Origin of the sequence: Aerococcus sp. HMSC23C02, from assembly GCF_001806805.1 — a bacterium.
Taxonomy (GTDB): domain Bacteria; phylum Bacillota; class Bacilli; order Lactobacillales; family Aerococcaceae; genus Aerococcus; species Aerococcus sanguinicola.
On the sequence record NZ_KV786052.1, the window covers coordinates 1 to 14,468 of the forward strand.

The window sequence follows — 14,468 nt, forward strand, 5'->3', positions numbered from 1 at the left end:
GTAAGCAAGCAAAAGAAAAACAAAGTGTAGTTGCCAATAGCCGCTTACCTCAAACAGGTGCAGTGTCTGGTATGTCAGCTGGAACAATTGCAGTTAGTCTATTTGTAGGTGTTGGCAGCTTAGTATTTGATCGAAAGAAAAAGAAATAGTTTAGGTATTTAGATAAAGCTGTGTCGATAATCATCGGCACAGTTTTTTTCATATCAAAGAAATATTACATTCTAGTAGTTATAAGTACAGCTTAATCCCCCTTCAATTTAACTTGTTATTTTAATCACAAACAATGTGATAAACTGAGATTAAAGAAAATATAGGAGGTAAAAAGGATGTCAAAAAAATTAACTGATACGATTACTTTTCGTCATGGGGCACAGGTAAATAATCGCATTGTGCAACCCCCAATGTTAACTAACTCTGGTAAGAATGATGGGTATGTAACAGAGGACACTCTTAATTATTACAGTGCGCGCTCACAATCTGCAGGAATGGTGATTGTAGAATATAGTTATGTAAGTTTTGCAGGCGGACCATCGCGTTCATGGGCAGATGATCGGGAACAACTCGGTTTTTACAATGATTCTTACATCGAAGGTATGACTAAGATTGCTCAAACTCTTAAGAAAGATGGTAATAAGGCCATTCTTCAATTAGCGCATTCGGGACGAGAATCGAATTGGCGTGCTCAGCAAGGGGAGAAGGTCTATGCTCCATCTTCGTTTGATTTTGGCTTTTTAGATTATGAAGTGGAAGAGCTGACGGAAGCTGATATTTTTGCAGTCATTGATGACTTTGTCCAAGCAGCTAAGCGGGCAGTAGCTTGTGGTTTTGATGGTATTGAAATCCATGGGGCCAACCACTATCTGCTTCAACAATTTTTCTCAAAATGGTCTAATCGCCGTCAAGATAAATGGGGCGGAAATTTAGAAAATAGAATGCGTTTTATTGTGACTCTTGTTGAACGTGTTTTTCAATCCTTGGAGGAAACGGCGCCAAAAGATTTTATTGTCGGCTATCGTATCTCACCAGAAGAAATTCATGGCGAAACAGTAGGCTATGATTATAAGGAGGCTAAGCAATTGGTTGCCTACTTAACGGAAAATTTTGAATTTGACTATATTCACCTTTCTCTACCAGCTTATAATAGCAAGCCAGCGGGCGAGGAGAAAACCTATGCTGAGCTTTTTGACGATGTGATTGCTGAAGATACGAAAAAGATTATTGTCGGTAATGTGATGTCTGAGGCTGATGCTGAAGATGCCCTCCAATATACAGATCTTATTGCTGTAGGACGGGCGACATTGATTGATCCCCAATTTGGGCAAAAGATAGTTGAGGGGCGGAGTGAAGAGATTATTCATGAAATCTCACCCGAACAAGTTAAAGTTTCCCAACTAACTCCAGGTCTGATTAATCTCTTCTCAGATCCTAATATGTACCCCTTCTTACCAGGTAGAGAGTCTATTTACCATCTCCATGAAGGGGAGAGTCTCGACAAGTCAGTGCTTAAAGACGGAACAGGATCGGAATATAATTTAGATCACCTAAATAAAAACTAGCCTTCACTGATTCACCTCCATTCCATGCTATAATGGGGGTGAATTTTTTATGGGGAGGGGCCGAAATGAACCTTGATCAGTTGCGATATATTGTTGAAATTGCTAAGACTGGAAGCATCTCTAAAGCATCAAAAAATCTTTATATTTCACAGTCTGCTCTCAGCCAATCGATTGACCAGTTAGAAGAAGAAGTAAACTTAAAACTGTTTGTTCGTGATACCAATGGGAGCCGAACAACAATAGAAGGTTTGAGGATTGTCGACCATGCTCAATCAGTTTTAAAAGCTATGAGTAATTTGAAAGCAGAAGCTAGACAGCTACAGGATGAAAAATTTTTATCTTTTAAACTAGGGGTTTCTAATGAACTATTCGCGCCATTTGCCTATGAAATTAATCAATTTCAAAAGAAGAATCCCAATTTTTTATTAAGTATTGTCGAAGAAAATACAAAAGATATTATTCAAGCCGTAGAGGATCAGGAGCTGGACTTAGGTTTTATTGTTATTAATCAAGCCCACTATGCCTTACTTCAAAATCTCAAGTTCACTTACTGTCTTCCTGCCCAATTTCGACTCTACATGTCGAAAGACCATCCCTTAGCTAAGAAAAAAGAAATTAGTATCGCTGATTTAAAAGCACAAAAGTTTGTCTTGTTTAAAGATGAATATATTGATGATTTTGTTAAATTTTTTGAAATGAAGTATGGCAGCCTCAAAGTTTCTATTCGCACAACGGCTTTTAAGCTAGTGCTCGATACCTTGAGAAATAATCAGTCCATATCCGTGATTCGAGATACTCAATTCAATAACAATCTGAATCGAATAGTTATGGATGATTTGCTGAGTTTTGATTTATCACATATCTATCCAGACCACTTTGCTCTAGGCTGGATTTCAAATCCTAAAAGAAAGTTCATGCAGTTGGAAAATGAGTTCGTTGAAGCTTTAAATCAAGGCCTTAAAAGGGTTGGAAAATAGAGCCTGGATTGATTATCAATAAAGACTCTTGTCAGAATTTGGCAATCTTTCTCTTCTTTTATTACTTGCTCTTATTCTTTCTATAATTATTCCTTGTTATTTCATTTGCAATTCATGTAAGCGCTATATTATAATAATATCATTATCTTGAACGGAGGAATTGTTATGAAGAAATCATTGCTTCTTGTTTCGGCGTGTGCCATGCTTTTGGCGGCTTGCCAGGCATCGCCGCTGAAGTCGGATGAGCAGGCCTCGTCTCAGGCAAGCGACCAGCTCAAAGTAGAGACGGCCTACAAGTCGGAGACGGACCAGCGTGACTTGGAGGCTCGGTCGGTGGAGACCATTAGGGTGGATGGTTTGGACTTTAAGGACCTGAATAAGGATGGCGAGCTGACGCCTTATGAGGACTGGCGTTTGAAGCCTGAAGAGCGGGCGGAGAACTTGGTGTCTCTGATGTCTCCAGCTGAGAAGGCGGGCCAGATGGTAATCTATGACCTGCCCATGGGGATCTCGGCCAAGGAAGGGGAGGAAACCAGTCATGATGGGGTCTTGCTCGAAGTAGAGAAGGTCCATGAAGAGGGGCCTTTCAAGGGGCAGACCCAGTATCCAACTTCCGTGATGATCAATGACAAGCACATCCACCATTTCATTGTGCGCGAGGACGAGTCAGCGGAAGACATTGCGACTTGGGTGAATACCCTTCAGGAAGTGGCTGAGGAAACTCCCTTAGGCATTCCAGTCATTGTCGCCTCCAACTCCCGCAATGAGAACGATAAGGCTAAATTTAATGCGGAGAGCGACAGCCACCACTTTACCCGCTTCCCAGGGACCCTGGGCCTAGCTGCCGGCGATAATCTTGATAGGGTGGAAGAATTTGCCCAGATTGGCCACCAGGAATTCCTCGCTTCTAACATCCGCAAGGGCTACATGTACATGGTGGATACGGCGACCGACCCGCGTTGGTACCGGACATATGGAACTTTTGGGGAGAATCCTGACCAGATCAGTGACTACATCCAAAAGATTATTCCTGCTTATCAAGGGGAAGCCTTGAATGAGAATAGTGTAGCCTTAACGACCAAGCACTTCCCAGGCGGAGGTGCCCGTGAGAATGGTTTTGACCCCCACTATGAAGAAGGCAAGTTCAATATCTATGCGACGGAAGGCAGCTTAGAGACCTACCACCTGCCTCCTTTCCAAGCAGCCATTGATGCGGGGACCAGCTCTATCATGCCTTACTATGCCATTCCTTCTAATGAGAAGTCCTACACCCCGCAGGCACCTTTCAAGGGAGACTTTGAGGAGGAGATTGCTTTTGCCTACAACCATCAGTTCATCCAAGAGCTCCTGCGCGACCAGATGGGCTTTAAGGGCTACATCAATACCGATACCGGAGTCCTCGATGAGATGGCCTGGGGTGCTGAAGATCTGGACAAGGTGGACCGGGCAGCCAAGATGCTCCAAGCGGGTTCTAGCGTGGTTTCCGGGACCAATGAAGTCGAAGTCTTCCAGGAAGCTATTGAGTCAGGCAAGGTGGATGAGAATACGGTCAACCAACGCCTAGTAGAAAGCTTGACGGAGCTCTTCCAATTGGGCCTCTTTGAAGATCCTTATGTCGAGGTGGAGGGGGCCAATGGCAAGCTGCGGACTCCCGAAAGTCTTGAAACTGCCCAAGAAGCCCACCATGACTCGGTGGTCGTCCTCAAGAATACCGACCAAACCCTTCCGCTCAAAGAAAACCAGGTCAAAGGGAAGAAAGTCTATGTGGAAGTCTTGACCAAGGAAATTGACCCTGAAAAGGCCAAAGAAGGCGAAGCCAAGTCCTTGGAAGAATATAATGCGGACCTCCGCCAAAAGGTTGGTGAAAGCTTCCCAGGTCTGGATATCGTGAATGACTACCGGGAGGCCGATATCGCCCTCATCTTCGCTGAACCAGTCTCTGGTTCCTATTTCGAGGCCACCGATGACTACCTGGACCTGCAAGTCCACAAAGAGACGGAAGTGGATATCGACCACCTGAAAGACATCCGCGACCAGGTCGACCAATTGGTAGTTAACGTTAACTTTGACATGCCTTTCATTGTGGACCAGGTGGAACCACTAGCCGATGCCCTGACCGCTAGCTTCGATACCTATCTAGAAGCCATCCTGGACGTTCAAACCGGCCGGGCAGAAGCCAAAGGGAAGTTGCCGCTGACCCTGCCAGCCAACAATGCCGCAGTTGAGGTTGACGACAATGGCGTCTCCGTCTCGCCAAACGACGTCCCCGGCTATGATAAAGAGAAGCATATGGACATCCCTTATGCTTACAAGGATAGCCAGGGCAATGTGTACGAATATGGTTATGGCTTGACCTATGAGGAGAAATAGGGAAAGCAATGTTCATCAATAATATTTTCGATAGCCAAAAAGCCGCAGTTAAGATTATACTTAGCTGCGGCTTTAATTATTGGCCGTTATTTTTATTTTTCCTAGCCAGCCTTACCAATAAGGAGGGCATAGATGAAGAAGAGGGCAAAGCCAAAGAGGAAAACTAGTCCAGCAATGGCTAGCGCTTTGAGCCAGCTGGGGAGATTTTGGTTCTCACGGGTGACCAGGAGATAGTTCAAGAGGGCGAAGAAGGGGGTGGTGAGGAAGGAACCGATCATGGCGAAGCGGAGCATGGTGGCCACCTGTCCCGCAAAGAATTGGATGATGATCAGACCGATAATAGCAGTCAGAGTCATCCAGATATTCAGCGCATTTTTCCCGGATTCTTTCTTATTCAGAAGTAAACGCAGGGAGATTTCGTTCACCCGGGAATAGCCATCGATAACGGTAATGACTGTCCCAAAGATGCAGAGGAAGGCGATGAAGGTGATCAAGTAGCGGGACCAATCACCGAGAACGGAAGCATACATGCCGACGAATTGCGAAATATACTTGGCGGAGGCAGCTTCAACAGCTTGGCCAGTCGGATATTGGATAAGAGCACCCAAGGCCACGAAGAAGACGGCCAGAATGGCGGTTCCAATGTAGCCAACGTTAAAGTCAAAGAGGGCATCTTCCGTATTAAAGTCAACTGTCTTGCGCTTCTCGGCTGACCAGAGCGAGTTGATGGCGGAAATTTCAATCGGCGCAGGCATCCAGCCGACCAGGGAGACGATGAAGGGGAGGGCGGCCAGCTGCCAAGGTGTCCGTTCCACAAAGTCTGCACTGTACTCAGGGTGTTCGATGGCAGCGATGATGACAGCTAGGACGGTAGCGATGGTCAGGGCGGACATGATCCACTTGGCCATCCCATCCAGTAACTTATAGCCCCCAAAGAGAAGCATGGCCCAGATCAGGCTGATGAGGATAATGGACCACTGGGTGATGGTCAGAGTGATCATAGGGAAGGCGCTGGCGATAATAGCTGAACAAAGAATTGCAACGCCTGCTGTATTGACCAGGGCAGAGAAGACATTCAGGATGAAGAAGACCCAGAGATGGAACTTACCTTTTTCAGCGTAGCCCTCGACCAGGGTCTTACCGGTTTCCGCCGTATATTCTGCCCCAAAGCGGAAGAAGGGATACTTGAAGATATTAGCTAGAATAACCAGCAATAAGAGCGACCAACCATAGGAAGCCCCAGCTTGGGTTGAAGATACAATATGCGATCCCCCCACAGCGGCAGAGGCCATGAGGATCCCTGGACCCATCGCTTTGATCTTGCTGGACCAGGTTGATTGATTTGTTGTAACGAGTTCGGACATAATCAGTTCTCCTAACGTTAATTTTTCAGAATACTCTGAATTAGTTTCTAAAGTATAAAGAAAAACTTTTCTGAAAACAACCACTAATCTAATGTTAAGAGGCTAATAACTCGTCAATAATTAGTGCTTTAGCGAAAAAAATGGGCTGGGAGATGGATAGAAAGGGAGAAGCTGTAAAAATTCACATGCTTGATCAATTTGTTTACATTGTAAGCACAATGGGATATAATCAAGCTGAAGGAGGGGGTTTATATGGCTCGAATTAATATGAGAATTGATAATGACTTAAAGGAACAAGCTCAAGAAACTTTTCAAGAAATGGGATTGGATCTGACAACAGCGATTACTTTGTTTATTAAGTATTCCGTGAATAGCGGGGAGTTACCTTTTAGGCCTGCAACCAAAAAGCAGATTGAGAATAGACAAGCGCGGGCCGAAGCAGAGAGCGGAAGCCTTCAAAGTTTTGACAATGTCGATGATTTGTTAGAGGCTTTAAATGACTAAGCTTCAATTTACCAGTGCTTTTAAGCGAGATTATAAACGTTATAAGAAGAAACATTATCCGATGGCAAAAATTGATCAGGCTATACGTCTAATTGCCCGCAATGAAATAAATGCTTTATTTAATCACTATCGCTTGCATGATTTAAAGGGGCAATGGCGAGGCTATAAAGAAATTCATATAGATGGAGATACTTTAATTATCTATCTTGATCGAGAAGGGAATATAACTTTGACCAGGCTAGGAAGCCATGATCAATTATTTTAGTTGATTGAAGAGCACATAAATGAATAGGCGATTATTTACTTGTTTAGTCGTGATGGCGGTGAATTTTTCTCACATTCGTACAAAATCTCGTACATAAATTTAGAAATATAAAAAAACAGCGTGACAACAAGACCTTCAAAAGCTTGTTATCACGCTGTTTATAGACGATGGACCGTGAGAGGGTCTATTACTGAACACTTTACAAAGTGCTTAAATCGTTGATATAGCGGACTTTCTAGAATGTTATTTTTTTGTCTTTTCCCAATCCCTCTAGCTATCCCTCTAGATGCGCTAAAAATTAGCATATCTTGCAAACAGTTGGGCGCTTTTGCGTTCGGATTGTTCAGTGACGTGTGTATAGATGTTCATGGTGGTTTTTACGTCCCCATGTCCCAGGCGTTGCATCACGTCTTTCATAGGAACCCCAGCTTCAAAGAGCAGGGAACAATGGGTATGCCTTAGCCCGTGAATTTTGATAAATCTGAAATCATTTAGTTCACATATACGCTTAAAAGCGGTATAGATGGCGGTTAGGTTCATTAATCCATTAGTTTTAGTGTTGCTGAATACCAGTTGATTCTTGCCCAGGGGCTTAAAGCCAAACTTTAACAGCCATTGACTTTGTTCAGCCCGCCAGCGTCTAAGAACATTCAATGTGATGTCGTCAACGCTGATTGTGCGATAGCTATTGTCATTCTTAGGCTCTTTGATATAGAGGTCATTGCCGTTACACTGGCCAACAGCCTTATCAACGGTCAATGTCTTATTGGTAAAATTAATGTCGTTCCAAGTGAGTGCTAGAATTTCCCCACGTCTTAGCCCAGTATAGGCCAGGGTGCGAATGCAAGCATGCCATTTGCGACTTTCTTGTGCTTCTAAAATCTTCATGAGCTGGCGCAACTCTTCAACGTTGTAGAATTGATAATTATCCTTCTTGTCACATTCATATTTAAGTTTCTTTTTAGGCGTGATGACCTTATCAATAACTAATTCTTTAATGTAACCTCTACTGTAGGCAAATTTCATCACTCTTTTAAAATAGCTATAGGTTTTGCGATAGCCCTTAAACTGTTTATGCCAGTCATTCAATTCTGTTTGGATAAGTTGGGGCGTTATCTTATGAATAAGACAATTCCCGAATGCTGGCAGAATATGAAGCCTAAAAGCATCTTGAACTTTTGATAAAGTGGATTCTTGAACATTGTTTTGATAAATTTCTAACCACTCATGATATACTTGACTAAACTTCATATTCTTAGAAAGCACATGAATCATGCCGTTGTCGAACTCAAGCAGACAACGCTTGTAATAGTCTTGTGCTTCTTTTTTTGTCTTAAAACCCCGCTTGTTTAACGTCTTTTGTTTGCCAGTGGCTTCCTCAATGCCGAGATAGCCACGGACTGACCAAAATTCACCCCTAGAATTTGTATATTTTTCATACGTTGCCATATCTAACATTTTCCTTCCTAAATCTACCCCCACGGCTGAATTAGTAAGTGTGTATGTTAGGTGTATGACTAAAAAATACTAAGATTTTATAAGTTATATAGTCTAGTTGTCTTGTTGGGTCTCTATCTGTTTCTTATCATATTCAGAGCCTAAATTAAGTGTAATATATTTTTTTATATCATTTAGTTTTGATTGGATATTCTTGTATGTTTCATAGTTTATAGCATTATTAAAGTCTTCTTTTTTTTGAATGATATTAGATTGAAAAATAACAGGATGGTCTTTAACTTCAAACAGATTGTTTATATCCAATTGAGCACTGGAAATAATCCTTTTTAGAAGATAGTCAATGCCTTCCCCAATATTATCGATAAGGAAAATTCTGATTACAATATTTGTTAAGTATTGAATTATCTCAATTAGATGTTCATTTTTTTCATTTACTAAATAAAATAAAGGTTCGCTTACTTGCTGATTTTCTTTATACAAACAAATTATTTCTTTAGATAGCCTTGTATATGCAACTTCAGAAAGTTTTTTATCGTAAATGATTGAATGCTGGTGTGTAGCATTGCCTTTTAAATCATCTTCAGTTAGTTGAACTTCTGAACGATAGGTGTTTTTTAATATAGCCCATAACTTTAAAAAATTGTTAGCTTGTCGGTTAACATTTAAGTAATCCATAGATTCAAAATTATTTTTTTCGATAACTTTACTAAAGTTATTATTTATATGTTCCGTTAATAATTTAGAAAATTGATTATTAAGGAAGGCGATTCCTTTTTCTTCATCACTTAGTAGCTGTTCAATAGTTTCATAACTATATTTGTTATTATGTAATAATTCTTCTACCGTGATGCCAGCTAAGTCGGCTATAGTTTTTAATCGTTTGTTATTTGGTAAGTATTTTCCATTTTCCCACTTACTAACTGTTCCTTTAGATGCTGGTGGGGTAAATAATTCGGCAAATTGCTCAGTGGTTAGACCATTTTCTAACCGTATATTCCTAATTCTATTCCCTATTGGAACATTATCTTTTACAGTCATAATAATCTCCTTTAAAAAATGTTGGGATATGGTTCTTGACATTATTCTAAGTGGCAATTATACTAATGTCAAGGGTAGAATCATTTCCCAACTTCAGGAGGTGAAATAATGAATCTTTTAAAAGGATATAGGAATGCTTTAGGTATGACCCAGGCTGACATGGCTTCTGAACTAGGAATTTCAAGACAATCTTATTACATGAAAGAAAAAGGCCGTGTAGCTTTTACAGATAAGGAAAAAATTATAGTTCTATCTTTATTTCATAAAATAGATGAGAAGTTGACAATTGATCAAATTTTTTTTACTCATAAAGTTGGGAAATGATTCCTTTATTTATGTGGAACTAGCCCCCACGGCTGAATTAGTAAGTGTGTATGTAACAACTACTTACAAAACATAATCATTTTTCTTTTAGGAGGTGAGACTATGAAGACAACATTAAAGGGTTTAGGGCTTTTTATAGCCAGTACGGCAATATTATTTTTGTTTCTGTATGGCTTGTTGGCGTACAGCAACCATGTTTACCTAGAGCGTTATAAGGCGGGTAATGATGATTATTATTTACAGGCCCAGCATTATGAGGAGGTGACAGGAGATAAGATTATTCAAGATGATGAACTGTACCAGAATTAGGGAGGCGTAAAATTGGAATTTAAGACCAGCAAGGGCCGACCAAGTCCACGAACAGAATCCGAAACGGTAATAACCTATGATGCTGAATTGAAGAAGTGGTTTATCTATACCAACCACGCCCCACATGCTAGGAAGTGGGAGAACAAAATTATTCCAAGTGATGATGTATCAAGTCGCAAGGTCTACCACGAAGACACTGGGAAATTGATAGCCATTGAAGGGGAGATTAAAGGTAGTGTTGGGGTACGTGGCCCCAAGAAGATGACCGAGAAACAAAAAGAGCAGGCAACAAAACGCCTACTCAAGAATGTTCACGGTATCGAGTCATAGAATGCCATATTTGCCTATAGCAATGACTAACTATCAGTAATATTAAACTCACCAACCTAAGCAAGGTATTTTTATATTCAATTGCCTATCGAAGACTAGAAAGAAGGTTTAACAATGACAAATAACAATGTTCTACAGTTTGAGTTGCCCGAGGACTTTAATAACCAGCTCAAAGCATCACTAATCTATATTTACCGTGATGCCATGGAAGAAGCTAAGCGGGATTGTGCCGTAACTAGGGAAATGCTGACGATTGAAGAAGTTTGTAGCATGTACAACACCAGCCGAAACACCATTACAGAGAAGTGGCACAAAGAAATGGACTTACCCCTTAGCAAGTTAGGCAACAAAATTTACATTGAACGAAAAGTATTAAATGACTTTATCAGAGCGCACCCATACCAATAAAAAAGGCTTATGAGGTAAAGACCCCATAAGCCCAGGAAAAAGAAGTCTTGCTTACCGCCAGATAAGCAATAAAGGGAGCTACCACCATAGCGCCCGACTTGTTTATAGTATATCAATTTAAGAGCAGGTAAGCAATTCTTCCTTATGCTTAAAGTGTAGGTTTTTGTAGGTAGGAGGAATTGAACCATGGAAAAGAAAAATTATTTAACAGCAAGTCAGAACAAATTAATTGCTACTAAGATTAGTCCACTAATTAAATTGATTGAGTTAAGGGAGCTAGCCCAGAAAGCTGTTTTTATTGGTGGGTGTGATTCTGAAATTGCAAAAGAATTAACCCCGCTTGGCAAAAGAATAGATGATGTATTTATTGAAATGATTTGTACTGACTATGCAACTGTTTTAGAAGACGTCTATTGTGTGTTGCTCAATAGTGAAGATGAAAAAGAAACTAAATCATTATTGGGGGACTTAGGAATTAATTAAGGAGGTAATCATGTTTGGAAGCTAGAAAGCTATACGAAAGATTATTTCAAATAAAAGAAAAACTAGACCGAGTGACAACACCCAATCTAGCGAGAATCAAAGATATTTTAAACAAGATTTATTTTGCGGATATTAAGAGTCCACGCCAATCAATAGAAAATATTGGGGACGTGTTCCATATGCCAAAAGGCTTTGAGTATGGGAAATATTTTAAATCTCTTCCTCTTAATTATATCATACAGGCGGGAATAACGGGCTTATATTACGGTCGAATCACCACGGAAAAGCGGAAGGATGGCCAAGAAAATGAAGTCGCAAAAACATCTAAAGGATTTAATGCCTATGCTATGTTTGTTGCTGATTTATGTTCTGAAAAAATTATCTACAGCCACGAGTTAGACAGCTTCTTGTTACTAAGCGAACCCCATTCATATATTCAACTAACAGATGGTCAATTCAAAAACCATTATGGTGTTAATAGGAATCAAGCGATAGATGATTTCTTACAAGTCTTTGAAGACCTGTTTAAGCATCACTTTGAAAAAGAACACGGCTATCAAGTGATGCCCTATGTGATTGCTGGTAAGGGCTGGCTATATGATGTTGAAGCCCTAGAAATGAAAAAATATCAGCTACAGGAGAAGGAACTTGTGGCCAGCTATTTTTCCAACGTGGAATTGGGAGATTTACAGACCAAGTGGGCTAAAGGTTACCTTGACTTTATGAATGACAAGCCCGAATGTTTACATAACATGAGCCTTCTCTTTGCATATGTGATGTATAGAAAGATGGACATAGTGCCAGCAGAGAAGATTTTTCTAATCAAAGACCAAGGGGGGACAGGTAAGGGGCTATTCATGCATGCCTTAAAATCAGTCTATGAAGTTGTTCCCGTTGATTCTGATTCCTTGTTGTATGGTTCTAGCATTGAGAAGCAAAATGTATTGATGCGTTTTCTTGATGCTGAAGTGGCTCATCTCAACGAAACAGGGCGAATCACCTCTAAACAATGGCCTAGTCTTAGAAAAATAGGGACAGGGGAAGTATTGACGGGGCGCTATATTGGGGCGAATCAAATTTCATTCAAGAGTGAGGCGGTGCTTATCCTAGACACCAATGAAAAAATTGAGGTAACAGACCTTAAAGCGAACTTGCGCCGAATGGTAAATATTGCCCCAAAAGATAGACAGCAGGAGAGCCCTAAAGAGACCGAACAGGCTTTTACACCTTGGTGGCAATGGATTGCTCCTAAAGGTAAACCAAACGAAAAGGCGGGGCTTAGCTTCCTGGTAGCAAGTTTAGATTACCTGAAGGCACAAGGGGGACAATTCAATTTTAAGCCTTACACGTTCGCTAATGTGAATAAGGCGAGTGAGTTCACGGACACCCAAGAAATATTGTTGCGGGTAATAAAAGAGCAGAAATTTATATACGCTAAAGATGAGCGGCTACAAGAGGCAATTAAAGCAGATTATGGAAGCCTTAAATATAAAAAAGCTCAAGATGATATTAAGGATATTGGTGTTGAAACAAACAAACAAAAATGGATAGATGGAATAAATTCAAAAGTTCATGTAATAGGTGACCGAGATTTATTTGAAAGAATGTTTCAGGTATTGGAAGGGTAAAAACTATCCTTCCCTATCCTTGTTTAACCATCTTCTAACTATTAGAAATGCTGCTATATCAGTACCCTAACCATCTTAACCATCATTCTATTATTTATTGTTGACTGATACTTATTTTTTATTGCATGTTGCTTACATAGACATGTATGTGTATATAAGAAAAAGATGGTTAGGATGGTTAAATGGTTAGGAATTGTTTCAAAACGTTGATATATCAACATTTTAAACCTACCATTCATTAAAAACCTTAGCTAGGGATGGATAGGAATGTACTAAAAAAACTAATAAATAAGTATTAAGGAGGAATAGCCCCATGAACGGCTATGAATGTGCCTTGTCATTGTTACAAACTGGAATACAAGTTATTCCCATGATTGAAAAAATGCCAATGTTGAAGTTTGCTAATGTACCTATTACAGAGGGATTTATTAACTACCATGCCAGCAAATACAAGCAAGCGCAGGGCCTAGCGGTCTTGTGCCGTGGGGTATGGTGTGTTGATTTTGATACCCCTAAGACCTACAGCGAAAAACACGGCTTAGAAGCTATTAAGCTAATTCCTTACTATGATGAGTTTGTGGCCAATGCTAAAAAGACTTGGCAACAAACAACGCCCAGCGGCGGAAGTCATGTTATCTTTAGAAAGAATGAGGGGATAAATTATAGTCAACATATAGGTTATTTAGAGAATGTGGACATTAAAGCCCATGACAATAATTACTTCATGCTAGACGGGTCAAAGACCAATAACGGGCGGTATCAGTCAAATAAAGTTGCCCCTATTTGCTACAAGGGAGACTTTGAAAAACGTATCTTTAGCAGAAGTGGTAACTATGAACAGCAGACCATGGATAAATATTCCGCCAAGAATGTATTGAAAAACTATGACTTTAGCTATATTCCTAGTAGACGAACAGGGGACGGCGAAGGTAAGAGAGCATATGAGCGAATTATTAACGGTACCAGCATCATGAGAAACAACGACTTATTTAAGGCGGTAAGCTATGCCAAGACGTGCAAGCAACCTATAGAGCCCCTAAAGTGTGTGATTGGGACGGTCAAGAACGGGGACGAGTTCACGGCTAAAGCGTGGGAAGCGACTGTTAATAGTGCATTAAATAGGTGAAGGGAGGCGAAGTAATGCGGCCATCTATTATTAGGGATATTGATGAACTTGAGGAAATTGTTTGGTATCTAGGGATTTATAACAAAAAATTGAAGTTAAATGACAAAGAAATAAGAGAATATGCCATTAAATTATTGGAAATTGATGAAATACGAAAAGCGATTAAAGAAAAGAAAGCGTAAATTATGGATTTATTTACATTGCCCGATTGAAGAATTAGCCAGGATTCAGAAGGAAAATGAGCTAGGGAGGTCTTTCCCTCTTAAAAGCTAAAAGGAGCTAATGTAGAGGTAGTAGGCGATTGAGTAGCTAGCAAGGTATTTAGTCA

General features: G+C 40.5%; 17 protein-coding genes. 14 read left to right on the forward strand and 3 right to left on the reverse strand.

The genetic code is table 11. From position 1 onward, the window contains the following. From HMPREF3090_RS10085 to HMPREF3090_RS05995, 4 genes are all read left to right on the forward strand, one after another. Positions 1 to 149: LPXTG cell wall anchor domain-containing protein (locus tag HMPREF3090_RS10085; RefSeq protein ID WP_148130135.1), on the forward strand; the 149-nt coding region annotated here is incomplete at its 5' end. Between the two features lie 177 nt (positions 150 to 326). After that, positions 327 to 1,556, forward strand: a complete 1,230-nt coding sequence (locus HMPREF3090_RS05985) for an oxidoreductase (protein WP_067974996.1) — start codon at positions 327 to 329, stop codon at positions 1,554 to 1,556. A 65-nt stretch (positions 1,557 to 1,621) separates the two neighbouring features. Further along, a complete protein-coding gene (locus tag HMPREF3090_RS05990; protein ID WP_067975003.1) occupies positions 1,622 to 2,533 on the forward strand; it encodes a LysR family transcriptional regulator in 912 nt (303 codons plus the stop codon). 165 nt (positions 2,534 to 2,698) lie between these two features. Beyond that, on the forward strand, positions 2,699 to 4,903 hold the full coding sequence (locus HMPREF3090_RS05995; protein ID WP_067975006.1) for a glycoside hydrolase family 3 protein: 2,205 nt from the start codon (positions 2,699 to 2,701) through the stop codon (positions 4,901 to 4,903). 101 nt (positions 4,904 to 5,004) lie between these two features. On the opposite strand, the gene HMPREF3090_RS06000 is transcribed toward HMPREF3090_RS05995, so the two are convergent. Beyond that, on the reverse strand, positions 5,005 to 6,267 hold the full coding sequence (locus HMPREF3090_RS06000; protein WP_070486171.1) for an NRAMP family divalent metal transporter: 1,263 nt from the start codon (positions 6,265 to 6,267) through the stop codon (positions 5,005 to 5,007). Positions 6,268 to 6,519: 252 nt separating this feature from the next. Here HMPREF3090_RS06000 and HMPREF3090_RS06005 point away from each other — a divergent pair, with 252 nt between their 5' ends. Together HMPREF3090_RS06005 and HMPREF3090_RS06010 are read left to right on the forward strand one after the other, a co-directional pair. Continuing rightward, the gene (locus HMPREF3090_RS06005; RefSeq protein ID WP_067975011.1) at positions 6,520 to 6,771 is read left to right on the forward strand and encodes a type II toxin-antitoxin system RelB/DinJ family antitoxin; all 252 of its coding nucleotides are present in this window, start codon (positions 6,520 to 6,522) and stop codon (positions 6,769 to 6,771) included. Beyond that, entirely contained in the window at positions 6,764 to 7,036 is a 273-nt protein-coding gene (locus tag HMPREF3090_RS06010; RefSeq protein WP_067975013.1) for a type II toxin-antitoxin system RelE/ParE family toxin, read from the forward strand. The genes HMPREF3090_RS06005 and HMPREF3090_RS06010 overlap by 8 nt, the downstream gene beginning before the upstream one ends. A gap of 291 nt (positions 7,037 to 7,327) precedes the next feature. Here HMPREF3090_RS06010 and HMPREF3090_RS06015 read toward each other — a convergent pair whose 3' ends face one another. Together HMPREF3090_RS06015 and HMPREF3090_RS06020 are read right to left on the reverse strand one after the other, a co-directional pair. Continuing rightward, positions 7,328 to 8,485: a tyrosine-type recombinase/integrase gene (locus HMPREF3090_RS06015; RefSeq protein ID WP_070486175.1), complete on the reverse strand. Its 1,158-nt coding sequence runs from the start codon at positions 8,483 to 8,485 to the stop codon at positions 7,328 to 7,330. Positions 8,486 to 8,587: 102 nt separating this feature from the next. Next, positions 8,588 to 9,532 (reverse strand): helix-turn-helix domain-containing protein, encoded by a 945-nt coding sequence (locus HMPREF3090_RS06020; RefSeq protein ID WP_067975018.1) that lies wholly within the window; start codon positions 9,530 to 9,532, stop codon positions 8,588 to 8,590. A 108-nt stretch (positions 9,533 to 9,640) separates the two neighbouring features. Here HMPREF3090_RS06020 and HMPREF3090_RS06025 point away from each other — a divergent pair, with 108 nt between their 5' ends. The 8 genes from HMPREF3090_RS06025 (at position 9,641) to HMPREF3090_RS09855 (ending at position 14,322) form a co-directional block, all read left to right on the forward strand. Further along, a complete protein-coding gene (locus tag HMPREF3090_RS06025; RefSeq protein WP_067975020.1) occupies positions 9,641 to 9,856 on the forward strand; it encodes a helix-turn-helix transcriptional regulator in 216 nt (71 codons plus the stop codon). Between the two features lie 102 nt (positions 9,857 to 9,958). Further along, positions 9,959 to 10,165, forward strand: a complete 207-nt coding sequence (locus tag HMPREF3090_RS06030; RefSeq protein WP_067975023.1) for a hypothetical protein — start codon at positions 9,959 to 9,961, stop codon at positions 10,163 to 10,165. 12 nt (positions 10,166 to 10,177) lie between these two features. Next, a complete protein-coding gene (locus HMPREF3090_RS06035; protein WP_067975029.1) occupies positions 10,178 to 10,495 on the forward strand; it encodes a hypothetical protein in 318 nt (105 codons plus the stop codon). Between the two features lie 114 nt (positions 10,496 to 10,609). Further along, positions 10,610 to 10,903 carry a helix-turn-helix domain-containing protein gene (locus tag HMPREF3090_RS06040; protein WP_067975031.1) on the forward strand — a complete coding sequence of 98 codons (294 nt, stop codon included), beginning with the start codon at positions 10,610 to 10,612 and terminating at the stop codon, positions 10,901 to 10,903. 186 nt (positions 10,904 to 11,089) lie between these two features. After that, positions 11,090 to 11,386, forward strand: a complete 297-nt coding sequence (locus tag HMPREF3090_RS06045; protein ID WP_067975033.1) for a hypothetical protein — start codon at positions 11,090 to 11,092, stop codon at positions 11,384 to 11,386. Positions 11,387 to 11,400: 14 nt separating this feature from the next. Next, positions 11,401 to 13,014 (forward strand): hypothetical protein, encoded by a 1,614-nt coding sequence (locus HMPREF3090_RS06050; protein ID WP_067975036.1) that lies wholly within the window; start codon positions 11,401 to 11,403, stop codon positions 13,012 to 13,014. Positions 13,015 to 13,327: 313 nt separating this feature from the next. Further along, positions 13,328 to 14,140, forward strand: a complete 813-nt coding sequence (locus HMPREF3090_RS06055; protein ID WP_067975040.1) for a bifunctional DNA primase/polymerase — start codon at positions 13,328 to 13,330, stop codon at positions 14,138 to 14,140. 14 nt (positions 14,141 to 14,154) lie between these two features. Further along, positions 14,155 to 14,322 (forward strand): hypothetical protein, encoded by a 168-nt coding sequence (locus HMPREF3090_RS09855; RefSeq protein ID WP_158444756.1) that lies wholly within the window; start codon positions 14,155 to 14,157, stop codon positions 14,320 to 14,322. Positions 14,323 to 14,468: the final 146 nt, after the last annotated feature.

Coding starts and splice junctions, on each gene's coding strand:
- HMPREF3090_RS05995 (WP_067975006.1), top strand. CDS start 2,699: ATGAAGAAATCATTGCTTCTTGTTTCGGCGTGTGCCATGCTTTTGGCG.
- HMPREF3090_RS05985 (WP_067974996.1), top strand. CDS start 327: ATGTCAAAAAAATTAACTGATACGATTACTTTTCGTCATGGGGCACAG.
- HMPREF3090_RS05990 (WP_067975003.1), top strand. CDS start 1,622: ATGAACCTTGATCAGTTGCGATATATTGTTGAAATTGCTAAGACTGGA.
- HMPREF3090_RS06055 (WP_067975040.1), top strand. CDS start 13,328: ATGAACGGCTATGAATGTGCCTTGTCATTGTTACAAACTGGAATACAA.
- HMPREF3090_RS06040 (WP_067975031.1), top strand. CDS start 10,610: ATGACAAATAACAATGTTCTACAGTTTGAGTTGCCCGAGGACTTTAAT.
- HMPREF3090_RS06030 (WP_067975023.1), top strand. CDS start 9,959: ATGAAGACAACATTAAAGGGTTTAGGGCTTTTTATAGCCAGTACGGCA.
- HMPREF3090_RS06000 (WP_070486171.1), bottom strand. CDS start 6,267: ATGTCCGAACTCGTTACAACAAATCAATCAACCTGGTCCAGCAAGATC.
- HMPREF3090_RS06005 (WP_067975011.1), top strand. CDS start 6,520: ATGGCTCGAATTAATATGAGAATTGATAATGACTTAAAGGAACAAGCT.
- HMPREF3090_RS06045 (WP_067975033.1), top strand. CDS start 11,090: ATGGAAAAGAAAAATTATTTAACAGCAAGTCAGAACAAATTAATTGCT.
- HMPREF3090_RS09855 (WP_158444756.1), top strand. CDS start 14,155: ATGCGGCCATCTATTATTAGGGATATTGATGAACTTGAGGAAATTGTT.
- HMPREF3090_RS06025 (WP_067975020.1), top strand. CDS start 9,641: ATGAATCTTTTAAAAGGATATAGGAATGCTTTAGGTATGACCCAGGCT.
- HMPREF3090_RS06010 (WP_067975013.1), top strand. CDS start 6,764: ATGACTAAGCTTCAATTTACCAGTGCTTTTAAGCGAGATTATAAACGT.
- HMPREF3090_RS06015 (WP_070486175.1), bottom strand. CDS start 8,485: ATGGCAACGTATGAAAAATATACAAATTCTAGGGGTGAATTTTGGTCA.
- HMPREF3090_RS06020 (WP_067975018.1), bottom strand. CDS start 9,532: ATGACTGTAAAAGATAATGTTCCAATAGGGAATAGAATTAGGAATATA.